General features: G+C 75.8%; 9 protein-coding genes, 2 tRNA genes and 1 pseudogene. 5 read left to right on the plus strand and 7 right to left on the minus strand.

Annotation, left to right across the window (positions count from 1 at the left end; genetic code table 11):
* Positions 1 to 142: 142 nt before the first annotated feature.
* Both Sdia_RS04405 and Sdia_RS04410 read left to right on the plus strand, forming a co-directional pair.
* On the plus strand, positions 143 to 964 hold the full coding sequence (locus tag Sdia_RS04405) for a YceI family protein (RefSeq protein WP_100457517.1): 822 nt from the start codon (positions 143 to 145) through the stop codon (positions 962 to 964).
* 227 nt (positions 965 to 1,191) lie between these two features.
* Positions 1,192 to 1,628 (plus strand): annotated as a pseudogene (locus Sdia_RS04410) (TIGR03618 family F420-dependent PPOX class oxidoreductase); the annotation flags it as partial.
* Between the two features lie 41 nt (positions 1,629 to 1,669).
* On the opposite strand, the gene Sdia_RS04415 reads toward Sdia_RS04410, so the two are convergent.
* Together Sdia_RS04415 and Sdia_RS04420 are read right to left on the minus strand one after the other, a co-directional pair.
* Positions 1,670 to 2,464 carry a TetR/AcrR family transcriptional regulator gene (locus Sdia_RS04415; protein ID WP_100457588.1) on the minus strand — a complete coding sequence of 265 codons (795 nt, stop codon included), beginning with the start codon at positions 2,462 to 2,464 and terminating at the stop codon, positions 1,670 to 1,672.
* Positions 2,465 to 2,519: 55 nt separating this feature from the next.
* Positions 2,520 to 4,082: an MFS transporter gene (locus tag Sdia_RS04420; RefSeq protein WP_100457515.1), complete on the minus strand. Its 1,563-nt coding sequence runs from the start codon at positions 4,080 to 4,082 to the stop codon at positions 2,520 to 2,522.
* 181 nt (positions 4,083 to 4,263) lie between these two features.
* Here Sdia_RS04420 and Sdia_RS04425 point away from each other — a divergent pair, with 181 nt between their 5' ends.
* Entirely contained in the window at positions 4,264 to 5,136 is an 873-nt protein-coding gene (locus Sdia_RS04425; protein WP_189500043.1) for an endonuclease/exonuclease/phosphatase family protein, read from the plus strand.
* Between the two features lie 299 nt (positions 5,137 to 5,435).
* Here the strand turns inward: Sdia_RS04425 and Sdia_RS04430 are convergent, their stop codons facing one another.
* From Sdia_RS04430 to Sdia_RS04445, 5 genes are all read right to left on the minus strand, one after another.
* Positions 5,436 to 6,098: a winged helix-turn-helix transcriptional regulator gene (locus Sdia_RS04430; protein ID WP_100457513.1), complete on the minus strand. Its 663-nt coding sequence runs from the start codon at positions 6,096 to 6,098 to the stop codon at positions 5,436 to 5,438.
* Positions 6,099 to 6,413: 315 nt separating this feature from the next.
* A complete protein-coding gene (locus Sdia_RS04435) occupies positions 6,414 to 7,292 on the minus strand; it encodes a DUF2797 domain-containing protein (protein ID WP_181843926.1) in 879 nt (292 codons plus the stop codon).
* 45 nt (positions 7,293 to 7,337) lie between these two features.
* Positions 7,338 to 7,694 (minus strand): DUF6578 domain-containing protein, encoded by a 357-nt coding sequence (locus tag Sdia_RS30680; RefSeq protein WP_366484477.1) that lies wholly within the window; start codon positions 7,692 to 7,694, stop codon positions 7,338 to 7,340.
* A gap of 74 nt (positions 7,695 to 7,768) precedes the next feature.
* Positions 7,769 to 7,841 (minus strand) — tRNA-Arg (locus tag Sdia_RS04440).
* Between the two features lie 300 nt (positions 7,842 to 8,141).
* Positions 8,142 to 8,232 (minus strand) — tRNA-Ser (locus tag Sdia_RS04445).
* Positions 8,233 to 8,437: 205 nt separating this feature from the next.
* On the opposite strand from Sdia_RS04445, the gene Sdia_RS04450 reads away from it, so the two are divergent.
* Both Sdia_RS04450 and Sdia_RS04455 read left to right on the plus strand, forming a co-directional pair.
* A complete protein-coding gene (locus tag Sdia_RS04450) occupies positions 8,438 to 8,932 on the plus strand; it encodes an SSI family serine proteinase inhibitor (protein ID WP_100457511.1) in 495 nt (164 codons plus the stop codon).
* Positions 8,933 to 9,097: 165 nt separating this feature from the next.
* Positions 9,098 to 14,497, plus strand: coding sequence for a PAS domain-containing protein (locus tag Sdia_RS04455; RefSeq protein ID WP_189500044.1), 5,400 nt, complete (start codon positions 9,098 to 9,100; stop codon positions 14,495 to 14,497).
* The last annotated feature ends 69 nt before the right edge of the window (positions 14,498 to 14,566 follow it).

Genomic DNA, 14,566 nt, shown 5'->3' on the forward strand with positions numbered 1-14,566 from the left:
GGGCACGGGCCCGGGCGGCCGGGGGCGGACACAGGCATCGGACGGCTGTCGCCGAGCGCGGCGGCCGGGGGAGGCGGGACGGGCGGCGCCCGGACCGGCTCCCCGCACCGGAACAGCGGAACTGCGCAAGGAGAGAGACGGCATGGGACTCACCGCACGGATTCGGACCCGCGACGGATGGGGAGTGCCCCACGCCGTGGTCACCGTCACCGACATGACCGGCCGGCAGGTCATCCGCGCCGACGCCGACGCCGACGGCGTGGTCGAGGAGGCGGCCGAGCTGGCGCCCGGCCCGTACACGGTCATCGTCACGGCGGTCGGCTACGGCCCGTCGGCCTCCACCGCGCTGGTCGGCGCGGGCGGCCGGGCCGACGCGGGCACGGTGGTGCTGACCCGGCAGGGCGGTACGGAACTGCCCGCGCCCGGTACCTGGACGGTCGACCCGGCGCACTCGACGGTCGGCGCGGTCGCCCAGCACCTGGGGATCTCCAGCGTGCGAGGCCGGTTCACCGACTTCACCGCCCGCATCGAGATCGGCGGGGACGACGGCTGGTCCACGTCCCGTGTGGAAGCCGTCATCCAGGCCGCCTCGATCGACACCGGCAACCAGATGCGCGACGGTCATCTGAAGTCCCCCGACTTCCTCGACGTGGTCAACTACCCGCAGCTCACCTACCTCAGCTCCGGCATCTCCCTCGCGGGCGAGGACCGCTGGACCGTCCACGGCGACCTGCGGATGCACGGCGTCTCCCGCCCCGTCGACCTCGACCTGCGCTACCTCGGCACCGGCTCCGACCCCTGGGGCGGCACCCGCGCCGCCTTCAGCGCCACGGCCGAACTGCGCCGCGACGACTTCGCGATGCACTACAACCAGGTCATCCAGGCGGGGATCTCGGCGATCGGCACGAAGCTCAGGGTCGAGATGGACATCCAGGCGGTGCAGGGGAACGCCCTGCCGGGCTGAACGCCATGAGCCCGGCCGACAACCGGGTGCCGGAGTGCCGGGTGCCACGTGCCGGGGTGCCGGGTGCTGCGTGCCGCGTGCCGCGTGCCGCGTGCCGCGTGCCGGTCAAGGATGGCCTCGCTCGCCGGTCGGGCCGGAGGGCCCGGCCCGGCGGGCGGTCGGGACCGCCCGGGAGCCGCACCGGGCGTCGCACCCGCTCGCGGCAGGACCCCGCGCAGGGTGCGGGAATGTCTCCCTCCCTCGCCACCGAAACCCGGCGCGACCGCGCCGAGTTGCCGGACCTCGTCCGGCCCCGGCACGGGGCCCTGCTGCTCACGGCCCGCGCCGGCGGCTCTCCGCAGGCGTCCCCGCTGACCCGCGGCGTCGACGGGCAGGGCCGGATCGTCGTCTCCCCCTGTCCCGCGCGCGCCAAGACCCGGGAACGCCCACGGAACCCGAAGGTCGCCGTCGTCGTGCTGAGCGACGACTGGAACGGCCCCTGGGTGCAGATCGACGGCACCGCCGAGGTGATCGACGCCCCCGCCTCCGTCGAGCCGCTCGTCGAGTGCTTCCGCGTCATCTCCGGGGAACACCCGGACTGGGACGAGTCCCGCGCCGCCACGCTGAAGCAGGGCGAGTCGCTCATCCGGACCCCCGAGTGGTGGGCCCGGTCGCCACCGGCGGGTCCCGGCCCGGCGGGCCGCGGAACCGGGCGGGCGGGGCCGCTCAGGCCGCCCGGGCGGCCATCGCCTCGATCCCGGCGACGAGCAGGTCGAGGGCGACGGCGAAGTCCCGCTCCCGCATCTCCTCCACGGTGCGCCCGCCGCGCTCCGCCTCCAGCCGCCCCGGCTCCGCGAAGTCCCCCTCCAGTTCCGGGTGTTCCCGGATGGCACCCATGACGTGCCGGAAGTACGCGTCCTCGGTCATCCCCGCCTGCCGGGACCGCTCGGCGTAGTGCCCCTCGACGGTGCCGAAGCCGTGCACGAACTGCGTGACGGCCGCCAGCGCGCCCGCCCGGTCCTCCGGCACCAGCCCGGTCCGCGCCAGGACCGACCGCAGGCGCCGGGAGAAGGCCATCGAGTGCGGGCCGATGTTGAGGTACGTGCCCGCCAGCACCGGCGCCCAGGGATGGCGGACCAGCAGGGCGCGGTACCCCGCGGCCAGCTCCCGCAGCCCGGTGGGCCAGTCACCGGAGCCGGCCTGTCCTTCCGCCCCGGCCAGCTCGGCGAAGGCCGCGTCGAGGGCGAGTTCCAGCAGGTCGTCCTTGGTGTCGACGTACCAGTACAGGGACATCGCGGTGACGCCCATCTCGCCCGCCAGCCGCCGCATCGAGAACCGGGCCAGTCCCTCGGCGTCCAGCAGCCGCACCGCGGCCCCGGTGATCCGCTCGCGGTCGAGCCCGTGCCGCGTGGCGGGCCTGGCCGGTCGCGACCGCTCGGTGTCGGCGGCCGCCAGCCAGATGCTGGGCCGGGGCGGGAGCGGTTGCGCGGGTACGCCGGGGCCCGCGGCGGGTTCGCCGATGGCACCGGGGGGCGCCTCCCGCGCGGCCTCGGGAGGGGCGGCGGGGCGGCGCGGCTCACGCGGCACGGGGGCCACCCTCCTCGGCGGGGGCGGGATCCGGCGCGGCGGCGCGCTCCGCGCGGCTCAGCAGGTACGCGGCGAGCAGGCCGCCGGTGAGGACGGCGGCGGCGCCGACGAACTGGCTGGTGGACAGGCCGGTCGCGAACGCGTCGGTGACCCGCTCCCGGCTCTCCTCGGAGCCGGCCGCCGCCATCGCGGCCGGGAACGACCCGGCCGCCCCGACCCCGAGCAGCGCCGCGAACCGGGAGTTGAGCACCGCGCCGAGGACGGCGACCCCGAGCCCGTTGCCGAACTCGGCGAGGGTGCCGTTGATCCCCGCACCGACCCCGGCCTTCTCCCTGGGGATCGCGCTCATGACGGCCAGCGCCATCGCCGGGTTGGCGATCGCGCAGCCCACGCCGATGAAGAGCAGGCCGGCCAGCACACCGGTGTACCCGTCCGAGGCGAACAGCGCGATCGCGGTGACGCCGACGGCCAGCATCGACATGCCGACGCCGACCGCGGCGGGGGTGCCGAGCCGTTGGGTCCACCGGGCCGAGACGCCGGAGAAGTTGAGCACCACCACGGTCAGGGCGAGCGGCGCGGTCCGCAGGCCCGCCTCCAACGGACCGTAGCCGAGGACGAACTGCAGGTGCTGGGTGAGGAGGAAGAGCGAGCCGCCCATGCCGAAGGTGATGAGCACCGCGCCCGCGACCGCGCCGGTGAACCGTTTGTCGCGGAAGAACTGCATGTCGAGCATCGGATGCGGAATGCGCAGCTCCCACAGGACGAACCCGGTCAGCACGGCGAGGCCGAGTCCGGCACCGGCCACCACGGTCGGCGAGCTCCAACCGTGCCCGGGGCCGGAGATGATCGCGTAGACGAGCGAGGTCATGCCGACGGTGGAGAGCAGCGCGCCGAGCAGGTCCGGCCGGTCGCCGCGCGGGTTCTTCGACTCCGGCACCAGTGCCACCACGGCGACCAGGCCGATCAGCACGACCGGCACGTTGATGAGGAAGATCGAGCCCCACCAGAAGTGGTTGAGCAGCACCCCGCCGATCAGCGGACCGGCCGCGAAGCCCAGCGCGTTGACCGCCGCCCAGATACCGATGGCCCGCGCCTGCTCCCGCGGCGCGAAGATCTGCATGGCGACCGCGAGCGTGGTGGTCAGCAGCAGCGCGCCGCCCACCCCCATTCCGGCGCGGGCCGCGATGAGCTGCGCCGAGGTGGTGGCGAGCCCGGCCACCACCGACCCGATCCCGAACAGCACCAGCCCGGTCAGCAGCATCTTGCGGCGCCCGTACCGGTCGGCGGCGTTGCCCGCCGTGAGCAGCAGCCCGGACTGCACCAGCGCGTACGCGTTGATCATCCACTGGATGTCGGCGGTGGAGGCGGCCAGCTCGCGGGTGAGCGAGGGGATGGCCACGGTCAGCACGGTGTTGTCGAGCAGCACCACCAGTTCGGCCAGGCAGATCACCCCGAGGATGAGCCAGCGCTGCGGGTGTCCCTGCCCCTGGGCCGCGGGGTCCGCGGCGTCCGGGGCTGGCGCGGGGGCCGGGCTCTCGGCGGCTGCCGTCATCCGGGGGCTCCTCGGGGTCCTGGGCGCGGGCGGCGCGTTCACTGCGGTCCGGTGAGCGCGCGACGGGACCCAGTCCCGCCGGCACGCACTTATACACCGTAAGGCTCGCCTTCTACGGTGTAAAACCCCGCCTCCGCCGGTAGCGTGCCCGGGCTCACCATCCACCGGGAAAGAGGCAATCATGCGGATCCACCTGGCTTTGAGACGCCATGTCGTACCTCTGCTTCTGGCCATCGGGCTCGTCCTGACCGCCTCCGCCACCGCCCATCCGGCCACCGGGCGCTCCGTCCCGCTCCGGGTCGCCACCTACAACGTCCACGCGGGGGCGGGCGCGGACGAGGCCTTCGACCTCGACCGGCAGGTGCGCGCCCTGCGCTCGCTCGACGCCGACGTCATCGGCCTCCAGGAGGTGGACGTGCACTGGGGCGCGCGCAGCGAATGGCGCGATCTCGCCCGGGAACTCGGCCACCGGCTGGGAATGCACGTCGCTTTCGGGCCGATCTACAGCCTCGCCCCGGAGTCCGCCGCCTCCCGTCCCACGGCTCCGCGCCGTGAGTTCGGCGTCGCCGTCCTCTCCCGCCACCCGGTCCTCCGCGTCCGCAACCACGAGATCACCCGGCTCTCCACCCAGGGCGAGAACCCGCGGCCCGAGCCCGCCCCCGGCTTCCTCCAGGCCACCGTCGCCGTCCGGGGCGTCCCTCTCGACGTCTACGCCACCCACCTCGACTACCGCCCCGACCCCGCCGTCCGCACCGCCCAGGTCGCCGACATGCTCCAGGTGATGAACCGCCCCTGCCCCCGCCGCTGCCCCGCCCACCTCCTCCTCGGTGACTTCAACGCCCAGCCCGACGCCCCCGAACTCGCCCCGCTCTGGGCCACCTTGCGCGACGCCGACCCGGGCGCGCCCACCTTCCCGGCCACCGCCCCGGAAAGCCGCATCGACTACGTGGCCGTCTCGGCCGGCGTGGAGATCCGCTCCGCCCGCACCGCCCCGACCGGCTCCGCCTCGGACCACCTGCCGGTCGTCGCCGAGCTGCGACTGGGCCGACGCTGACCGGGTGTCGGGGGAGCGGGGCGCAGGCGGCGGACGCAGGCTGAGGCGACGAGCGCCCCCCTGAGGCGCAGGCCGTCTGCTGAAGCGGCGGCCGCCCCCCGAGGCGTAGACCGCCCCCTGAGGCGTAGACCGCCTGCTGAGGCGCAGGCCGCCTGCTGAGGCGCAGGCCGCCTGCTGAGGCGGCGAGCGTCGGTGCCCACCAGGCTCTGAGGTCCGCGGGCACCGTGTCCGGCTCAGGACCGGCCCGCCGTGGCCACCCCCGCGAACTCCGCGACGCCCCCGAAGGGCGGCGGCCCGGCTCAGCCCGCGTCCGCCGCCCTCAGCACGTACCCGGCGCCCCGCCTCGTGTGGATCACCGGCCCGGCCCCCGCCCCGCCCACGTCGAGCTTCCGCCGCAGGTACGACACGTAGAGCTCCACCAGGTTCCCGCGCGCCTCGGTGCCCGCGCCCCAGACCCGCTCCAGGATCTGTGCCTTGCTCAGCACACGACGCGGATTGCGCATGAAGTAGCGGAGCAGCTCGAACTCGGTCGTGGTGAGCCGGACCGCGACTCCGGCACGCGTCACCTCACGTGCGTCCTCGTCCATCACCAGGTCCCCCACGACCAGGCGCGGCGTGCGGCCGCCGGCCGCCTCGACCAGCGCCCGTACCCGGGCCACCGCACGCGCCCCGTCCCCGCTCACGAAGAGCACCGGCACCTCGGGCAGCACCTCCGCGAGCCGCGCCAGCCGTTCGCGCACATCCGCCGGCACTCCGTCCAGCACGACCACGTCCGGCCGGAACTCCCGTGCCACCGGCACGAACTCCGACCCGGCCCGGACCACGCACCACCCCTCGGCCCGCAACGCCGCCCCGAGCGCGGCCCCGCCGCCCCCGGCGACCAGCAACACCCGGACAGCCTCCACCGACGACGCCTCCCGCCGCGCCGCGGCACTCCGCTCCACACCCATCGTCAGGCTCATGCCGCCGAGCGTGGCCGCCCGCCCTGAGAACCCACTGAGCGGAACCTATGAATCCGCTGAGAATCCCGGCCGGGTGCCGGGGCAGGCGGGGGCGCGGGCGCCCGACAGCGCGCACGCCCCGGAATCCCGATCACAGCTCGGGGCACGGAACGCCCGTCGCCCGGCGGACGCCGGCTTGATCCCGGCACCGGCGCGGCGCGGCCGGGGACGCCCGCCCTCCAGAACGACCGCCCACGCACCCCCCCGGCCCCGGCTCGGCCGGCCCCGACCGCCCGACCGCGCTTGACTCCGCCCGACCGGAACGTGACCCGCCCGTCAGAACAACCCGCCCTGCCGATGCGAAGGCCCCAGCGGCCGTACCTCCACCCCCGACGTCGCCGCGTCCGCCCCGGCCGCCGCCAGCCGCCACCCGGCCATCAACCGCGTGTCCACGACCAGCACCGGGCCACGCCCCCCGCCCCGCGCCAGATGCAGATCGGGCCCGGCCGCGCCCACCAGCCGCCCCGCCACGACAGCCCCGTCCCGCAAGCCTCCGGCCACCACCTCGGCCCCGCTCCACTCCGTCTCCGCCAGCCGGAACACCCCGCCGTGGTCCACCACGGCGAACTCCGCGCGCTCCAGCGCCTCCGGCCACCCGGCCAGCCCGACGGCGCGCCCGTGCAGCTCGGCCAGTTCCCCCGCCCGCGCCTCGGCGGACGGCAACTCCCCGCGTACCGACCGCTTCCGCGCGTACGACACCCGGTCCGGCACGCCCGACGCCGCCCGCAGCAGCTGCTCCGCCCGCCGCGCCGCCATCAACGGCCCCCGCCCCAGCCAGGCGAACGCCACCGCCCCCTGCTCCAGCAGCCGCGCGGCTCCCCGGTCCTCGCGCGTGATCCCGACCTTCACCGTTCCCGGCCCGAACCACGCCAGATACACCGCGTACGGCCGCGGATCATCCGCCATCGTGTCCGCCGCCACCGACCGCGCCCGGTCCAACCGCGCGCACCCCTCACACTGCGCGCGCGTACCTGCGGCCGCCATCTCCGCCTGGTCCGGACAGGCCGTACGCCGCCCGCCGCGCCACACGCCGAGACACCGCCGCCCGCCCGTCACCCGAAAGGCCAGCACCTCCCCGACCCGCAGAACGCTCCCCCGCTCACCACGCCCCTCGGCCCACCACCCGAGCACGGGCGACTCACCCCGCCACGCCATCCCCTTGCACCACCACACGGCTCCCACTCTCACCCCACCACCGGCTCAGCCGTAACCAGACACCACCGAGGCCCCGCTCCCGCCCGCTTCCCACCCCGCCCGTCGGCCCGAACGACCGGGACGAACCCGGCAGTCCCCGCCACCGCACGCCACCCCCAGAACCTCGTGCCGACAGGCCCTCTCCCCGGCCTTCGACCGCTTCACCCAGGTCACCACGCCCTCCCCGGCCCCACCGTGGTGCTCCTCGTGAATCTCGACCTCCGCCGCCCGCACCGCCCCGACGACTTCCGGATGCTCACCAGCCTCGGCCTCCGTCAGCCACCACGACACGGCGTCCCCCGGCCCGAAACCCGCCCCGCGACACCGCACCTGCCGGTCATCGACTCGGATCGTCACAGCCATACCGACATGGTCCACCACCCCACCGACAACGCCAGAGGCCCCCAGGATCTCTCCTGGGGGCCTCTCGCCTGCTGTGCACTCGGCAGGATTCGAACCTGCAACCTTCTGATCCGTAGTCAGATGCTCTATCCGTTAAGCTACGAGTGCTTGTGCCTCCCGGGTTTTTTTCGCCCCGGTCGGCGTTGCGTGGACAACATTACATGACCTGCGGCGTGAGGCGAAATCCGATTAGCCCACCCACGCTGACCTGCGGAGACGTTCAGACGGGCGAGGGCTGGGCGCCGGGGTGGCCGGAGTGCGGGACGCGGCTCGACGGGGCCCGTGGGGGAGGTGACGGCCGGGGATTCCGCTTCCGCCCGCGGCCGGAGCGCAAGCCCTGAGACCCGCACGATCCCTATCGGGGCACGACGAAGCCCCGACCGCTGGGCGATCGGGGCTTCGGTGAGGCGGAGGCGGAGGGATTTGAACCCTCGATGGGGGGTAAACCCCAAACCGCATTAGCAGTGCGGCGCCATAGACCGGACTAGGCGACGCCTCCAGCACACCCTCGCGCGGCGAAGGTGCGTCCAGATGATGACACAGCCAGGTGGCCCGTCACCAATCGCCACCCAAGGTACTAGGCGCGACGCCTGCTAGGCAAAGCGTTCTTCGCGTGGTTCCGGGGCGGAACGTCGGCGGCGGTGAGGCGTTAGGCAGGGGGCCGGAATGCCCGGCGATCTGCACCGGACGATCTGGAGCCCGCCTTGCTGCGCCGTACCGCCCTCGCCCTCGCCGCCACAGCCGCCCTGCTGGGTGCCGTACCGCTCGCCGCGCAGGCGCAGTCCGGACCCGCCGGCCCCGTGCCGCCGCCCATCGGGGTGCCGGGGCTCGGCGCGGGGCCGGGGCTCGGCGCGGGGCCGGGGCTCGGCGGGGCGCAGGACCGGCTGACGGTGACCGTGCGCGAGGCGGGCGCGGGGGACGGGACGTACGAGCTGCGGTGCCGGCCCTCCGGCGGTGACCACCCGGACGTACGGGGGGCGTGCGGGCGGCTGGCGGAGCTGGCGGTGGAGGGCCAGGACCCGTTCGCGCCGGTGCCGCGGGACGCGATGTGCACCATGCAGTACGGCGGTGACGCGACCGCGCGGATCGAGGGGACGTGGCGGGGGCGGTCCGTGGACGCGTCGTTCACGCGTACCGACGGCTGCCGGATCTCGCAGTGGGACCGGCTCGTCCCCGTCCTGCCCTCGACCGGATCATGACGCGGCCGCCGCACAAGGCACACACCTCCTCCGTGCGACCTCCCACTCATCCGGCACCCGGGGACCGGTCTGCCCGTAGACTCCCTCCCGTGACAGGCTGCGGACCCGGGGACAGGATGACCCGAGAGGTCGGCAAACCGCAGTGATCAGGGAGGAACCGTCGTCGTGAGCAGCAGGCCATCACGAGGCGCTGCTCGCCTCGCAGCAATACTCGACGCGCTCCCCGACGCCCTGGTGCTCGTCAACTGCAACGGCACGGTCGTCAACGCCAACACCATCGCGCTGGAGCGTCTCGAGGCACCCGGCACGGCGTTGGTCGGGCGCGGACTGCTCGATCTGCTGCCGGAGTTCGACTCGCGGCTGATCCCCGGATCGATGCGCCGCCCGGACACCATCGACGAGCAGGGCCGCACCAGGCCGACACGGATGAGGGCCCGGCGTACGGACGGCACCGAGTTCCCTGTCGAGGTGACCAGCGCGAGTCTCGCCGAGGGGCGGGAGTCCGGCTGGGGTGCTCCCTCGCAGCTGGGCGCGGGGCCCGGGGACCAGCGGTACACCGGCGACGAACTGCTGATGATCGTGGTCCGGGACCTGTCCGGGACGGTCGACACCGAGGCCGAACTGGCGCGCTCGCAGCGGCAGACCGAGATGATCCTGCGGGCGGCGGCCGAGGGCGTCGTCGGCACCGACACCGACGGCCGGGTCGTCCTGGTCAACCCGGCGGCGGCCCAGATCCTCGGCTTCCGCGCCGGGGACCTGGGTGGCCGGGAGTTCCACACACTGGTCCTGCACTCGCGGGCCGACGGTGAGCCGTTCCCGTACGCCGAGTCGCCGCTCGCCGACACGCTGCGCTCCGGGCGCAAGCACCGGGTGCGGGGGCAGGTGCTGTGGGCCAAGGACGGCTCGCCGGTGCCCGTCGACCTCACCACCGCCCCGGTCCGCGACGGGGACCAGCTCGTCGGCGCCGTCGTCACCTTCACCGACCGCCGCGCGCACGAGGCGCTGGTCGCCGAGCACGCCGAGGAGAGGGCGGCCGCCGAGAAGCGTCACCAGGAGCTGGCCGAGCGCGAACAGCGGCGCTACGAGGAGCTGGAGAGCTCCTCCACCGAGAAGTACCAGGAGCTGGAGCGCTCCTCGCGCGAGCGCTACGAGGAGCTGGAGCGGAGCTCCCGCGAGCGGTACGAGGCGCTGGAACGCGAGTCGGCCGGGCGGTACGAGGCGCTGGAACGCGAATCCACCGAGCGGTACGAGGCGCTGGCGGAGCGTGAGAAGGAGCGGTACGCGGCACTCGGCGAGCGGGAGAAGGACCGTTACGAGGCGCTCTCCGCCCGCCACGAGCAACTGGTCGCGGTGCTCTCCGACTCGCTGCGGGGCCCTCTGGACCACCTGCGCAGCGAGCTGGGTTCGCTCGCCGCGGACCCGGCCGGCCAGCTCTGGCCCGAGGCCAACCAGATCCTGCACCACCTCTCCGCCGGGTACGCGCGGATGACGACCCTCGTCGACAACGTCCTCGGCTACCAGCGCCTCGACGCCGGGCAGGACGGCCTGGACCGCAAGAAGGTGCTGCTGGACGAGGTCATCGCGGCCGGTGTCGAGGGCGCCGTCGAGCTGATCGGTCCCGGCCGGGCCCAGTTCGCCGTGCACGCCCCGTCCATCGAGGCGGAGATCGACCCGCGCCGCTTCGCCACCGCGCTGGCCCACCTGATCGCCGACGTCGCCGGCATCGACGCCACCGGCAACGCCCGGCAGACCCCGCAGGCGATGGCCGGGGGCTACATCGACTCCACGGTGGTCGTCGCGGCGGCCCTGCGCGGCAACGCGGTACGCATCGAGGTGCGCGGCCCGTTCGCGGGTGGCGACCCGGTCCACGAGCCGATCGTGCGCGGCATCGTCCGGGCCCACGGCGGCGTCCTGCAGACCCACGCCATGCCCGGCATGAGCGGCAGCGCCTACGTCCTCGACATCCCCCTCGGCGACGGAGCGGGGGCGGTGCCGGCCCGGCAGCAGGAGGCCCTGCCCGCCGGTGACATGCCCGCTCAGGCACCCGACGGCGACGGTCCGGGCACCGAGTCGGCCGGGGCCGACCGGCCGCACGGGCGGCGCCGCCGACGGGCCGCACCGCGCTCCTCGGTCGACTCCTTCCTCGGCGCCTCCCCCGACGGCACCCCCGCCGAGGGGGCCGCCGAACTCGGCCAGGCCCCGGCTGCCGCGCCCACGGGCCGCCGCCGCGGGCGCCGGGCGGCCGACGAGACGCCGGTGGACGGCGTCCAGGCCGGGCAGGACGGTGGCGAGACCCCGGCGGCCGGCAGCGCGGTCGCGCTGCCGGCGCCCACCGGCGCCGCCGAAGGCGGTACCGGGCGCAGGCGCCGCCGGGCCGCCGCGCCCCAGGAGCCCGCCCCGACCTCCGAGGGGTCGGTGACCACCGCCGCCGAGCACGCCGCCGGTACGGCGGCCTCGGGCAACGCGCTCGGCGGGACCGTGCCTCCGCAAGGGGTGCCCGCGTCCGGACGCCGTGCCGCCCAGCCGGCGCTGCCGCCCGCGGGTGCCGCCGAGCCGGGGGGCGCCGTCGTCATCGCGCCCGGGGTCCGCCCCGGACTCACCGCGGCCGTGCCACGCCCCGCACAGGCTCCGGACGACCAGCGGGAACCCACCGCACAGCGGCCGGCCCCGGCTGCCTCCGGCGTCCCCGCCCTCCCGCCGGCCGGTACGCAGGCCCCCGCCGCCGGGGCCCAGCCGCCCGCGACCGGTGTCCCCGTACCGCCGGCCGGCGCCGTCGCTCCGGCTCAGGCCACGCACCCAGGCGCCCCGAGCGCACCCACCGCACCCACCGCACCCACCGCACCCACCGCACCCACCGCACCCACCGCCGCGACGGGCGCCCCGGGCGAGGCGTTCCCCGTCGCGCCGGCCGCCGGAGGGCCCACCGTGGTCTCCCCCGGTCAGGCAGGCCCTCAGACGCCGTCCGCCCCGGTGGCCCTGCCGGCCGGCCCGACCGCCGCGTCCACCGGTGTCGCCGTCCCCCCGCAGCCGTCCGGCCGTCCCCCGGCGACGGAGCTCGTCCCGCCGGTCACGGCCGCCCCGGGTGTCCCGGTGCCGCCGCCCGCTCCGGCGGCCCCCACTCCTTCCCCGAGTGCGGCGTCCCCGAGTGCGGCGACACCGGCTCCGACGCCCGTGGTTCCGCCCGCCGTGTCCGCGCCCGCCGCCTCCCCCGCCGAGGCCCCGGCCACGGACACCGGGACCCGGGCTCACCCCGCCGGCACCGCGCCCGGTTCAGCCGTGCACGGTATGCCTCCGGTACCGGGGTTCCCGGACGCCGTCCCGCCGCGGGCTCCGGTTCCGCCCGGCTTCCCGGCGGACTCGGCCCAGCCCGGGCAGCCCGCTCCGCAGCCTCCGGCCGCGGCCCCACTGACGCCGCCGTTCGCCGTCGGCCGGCCTCCGGCGCCCGGCGCGCAGGTCCCGCCGCCCGCACCCGCGGCCGGGCAGACGGCACCGGCCCCCGGTGCCCTCCCCGCCCCGGCTCCCGGCTCCTCGATGCCGCTCCCGCCTGTGGCCGACTCTCCCGCGGTTCCCGGGGCGGCACAGGCCAGTCCGACGCCGGGCACACCGAACCAGCCCCTGGGCCAGGGCACCCCGCCCGCCGGGCTTCCGGCCCAGCAGCCCGCCGCCCCCGGCCTGCCCGAGGCGCAGCAGGAGGGTGCCGTCCAGCACCCCGCGGTTCCGCCGGTACAGGTTCCGCCCGGTGCGGCCTACCCCGGCGTTCCCACGCCTCAGCAGCCGCAGCCCGGGCAGGCGCTGCCGGGTCAGCAGGCGCCCGCGCCCCGGCGTGCCCGCCGGGCCCTCGCCGACGGCCCCGGCCAGGCGCAGGGCGAGGAGCACCCTCCGGCGGAGGCCGCCCACGGGCAGGCCGGCCACCCCGCGCTGGACCACACCCCGCCGCAGCCGCACCCGCTGCCGTCCGTCTCGGCTCCGCTGCCCGAGGCGACTCCGGCCGGAGGCACGCCGGTGGCCCCGCCCGCCACGGACGGCTGGGCCGTGCCCCCGACGGCGACGGGCTCCCTGCCCCTGCCTGAGGCGACTCCACCCGCCGAGGTGCCGGAGTCGACCACCGGACCGCAGACCGGCACCGTTCTCGGTCTCCAGGCAGGAGCTGAGACGGTTTCACGTGAAACATCACCTGCCGAACCGGTGAGCACCGAGACGCCCGTTTCACGGGAAACACCCACCGAGGCTTCGGTTGGCCCTGTTTCACGTGAAACATCGCCTGCCGAGTCGGTGGGCCCGGAGACACCCGTTTCACGTGAAACATCCGCGGCGGCGCCGGTGGCTCAGCCCCAGCGTCTGGCACAGCCGCTTCCTGCGGAGTCCGCCGAGCAACAGGCCGCCTCCGCGCAGAGCCGGGCGTTCAGTGTGCGCACCCTCGGCCAGGGGGTGCCGTTCGCGGCCCCCGTCCGTCCGGCCGAGCCGCAGCGCCGCCCGCTGAACAACCCGGCCCAGCCTCCGCAGAACCCGCCGCCCCCGGCCGCACCCGCGCCGGGCCGCCGCCGGAAGCTCGGCACACCCCCCGCTCCGGAGGAGGGCGCGACGCCGCCCGTGCCGCAGCAGGCCACTCCTCAGGCACCGGTCCCGCAGGCCGCTCCCGCTCCCGCTCCCGGTGCGCCCGTACCGGCACCGGCACCGGCGCCCGCACCGGCGCCCGAGGCGGACGGCTACCCCGCCGAGGGCCGGTCGTACGCGATCGGCGCGCCCGACGAGGGCGCCGAGGGGCCGGAACCCCTGGACGGGCCCAACGGGGCCGTGGAGGTGGCCAACCAGCCGCAGCCCCAGCCGCAGGACGCCGAGCTGCCGCCCGAGCCGCTCGACAACCCCCGGCGTCTGCTGGTCTGGCCGGCCCCCGACGTCTCCACGCAGCAGGCGCTCAGCGACCGCGGATACCGCCCGGTGATCGTGCACTCCCGGGAGGAGGTCGACGCGCAGATCGCCGCCTTCCCGGCCGCGCTCTTCGTGGACCCGCTGACCGGCCCGATCACCCGGACCGCTCTCCAGTCGCTGCGCCAGGCCGCGGTCGCCGCCGAGGTCCCGGTCCTGGTGACCGCCGGCCTCGGACAGGCGACGCGCGAGGCGGCGTACGGTGCCGACCCCGCCGTCCTTCTCAAGGCACTCGCCGCGCGGGACAGCGAGCAGCATCCCTCGCGCGTCCTGCTCATCGAGGAGCGCGAGGAGATCGCGGTGGCGCTGACGGCGGCGCTGGAACGCCGGGGTATGCAGGTCGCCCGGGCCACCACCGACACCGACGCGGTCACCCTGGCCACCCAGATGCACCCCAACCTCGTGGTCATGGACCTGATGCAGGTCCGTCGCCGCCGGGCCGGGGTCGTGGACTGGCTGCGGGCCAACGGGCGGCTCAACCACACGCCGCTGGTCGTCTACACGGCCGCCGGGATCGACCCGGCGGAGCTGCCGAGGCTCGCCTCCGGGGAGACCGTCCTGTTCCTGGCCGAGCGGTCGACCAGCGAGGACGTACAGGCCCGGATCGTGGACCTGCTGGCGAAGATCGGCACCAACTGAACCGACGGGCACGGACGGACAGCGGAAAGGGGCGGTGCCACGCGGGCACCGCCCCTCCTCCGTCCCGGC

The organism is Streptomyces diastaticus subsp. diastaticus (assembly GCF_011170125.1).
GTDB lineage: Bacteria > Actinomycetota > Actinomycetes > Streptomycetales > Streptomycetaceae > Streptomyces > Streptomyces diastaticus.

Bases quoted from the DNA above. Each gene is read 5' to 3' on its own strand.
- Sdia_RS30680 (WP_366484477.1), bottom strand. From the start codon at position 7,694: ATGGCTGTGACGATCCGAGTCGATGACCGGCAGGTGCGGTGTCGCGGG.
- Sdia_RS04425 (WP_189500043.1), top strand. From the start codon at position 4,264: ATGCGGATCCACCTGGCTTTGAGACGCCATGTCGTACCTCTGCTTCTG.
- Sdia_RS04405 (WP_100457517.1), top strand. From the start codon at position 143: ATGGGACTCACCGCACGGATTCGGACCCGCGACGGATGGGGAGTGCCC.
- Sdia_RS04435 (WP_181843926.1), bottom strand. From the start codon at position 7,292: ATGGCGTGGCGGGGTGAGTCGCCCGTGCTCGGGTGGTGGGCCGAGGGG.
- Sdia_RS04430 (WP_100457513.1), bottom strand. From the start codon at position 6,098: ATGAGCCTGACGATGGGTGTGGAGCGGAGTGCCGCGGCGCGGCGGGAG.
- Sdia_RS04420 (WP_100457515.1), bottom strand. From the start codon at position 4,082: ATGACGGCAGCCGCCGAGAGCCCGGCCCCCGCGCCAGCCCCGGACGCC.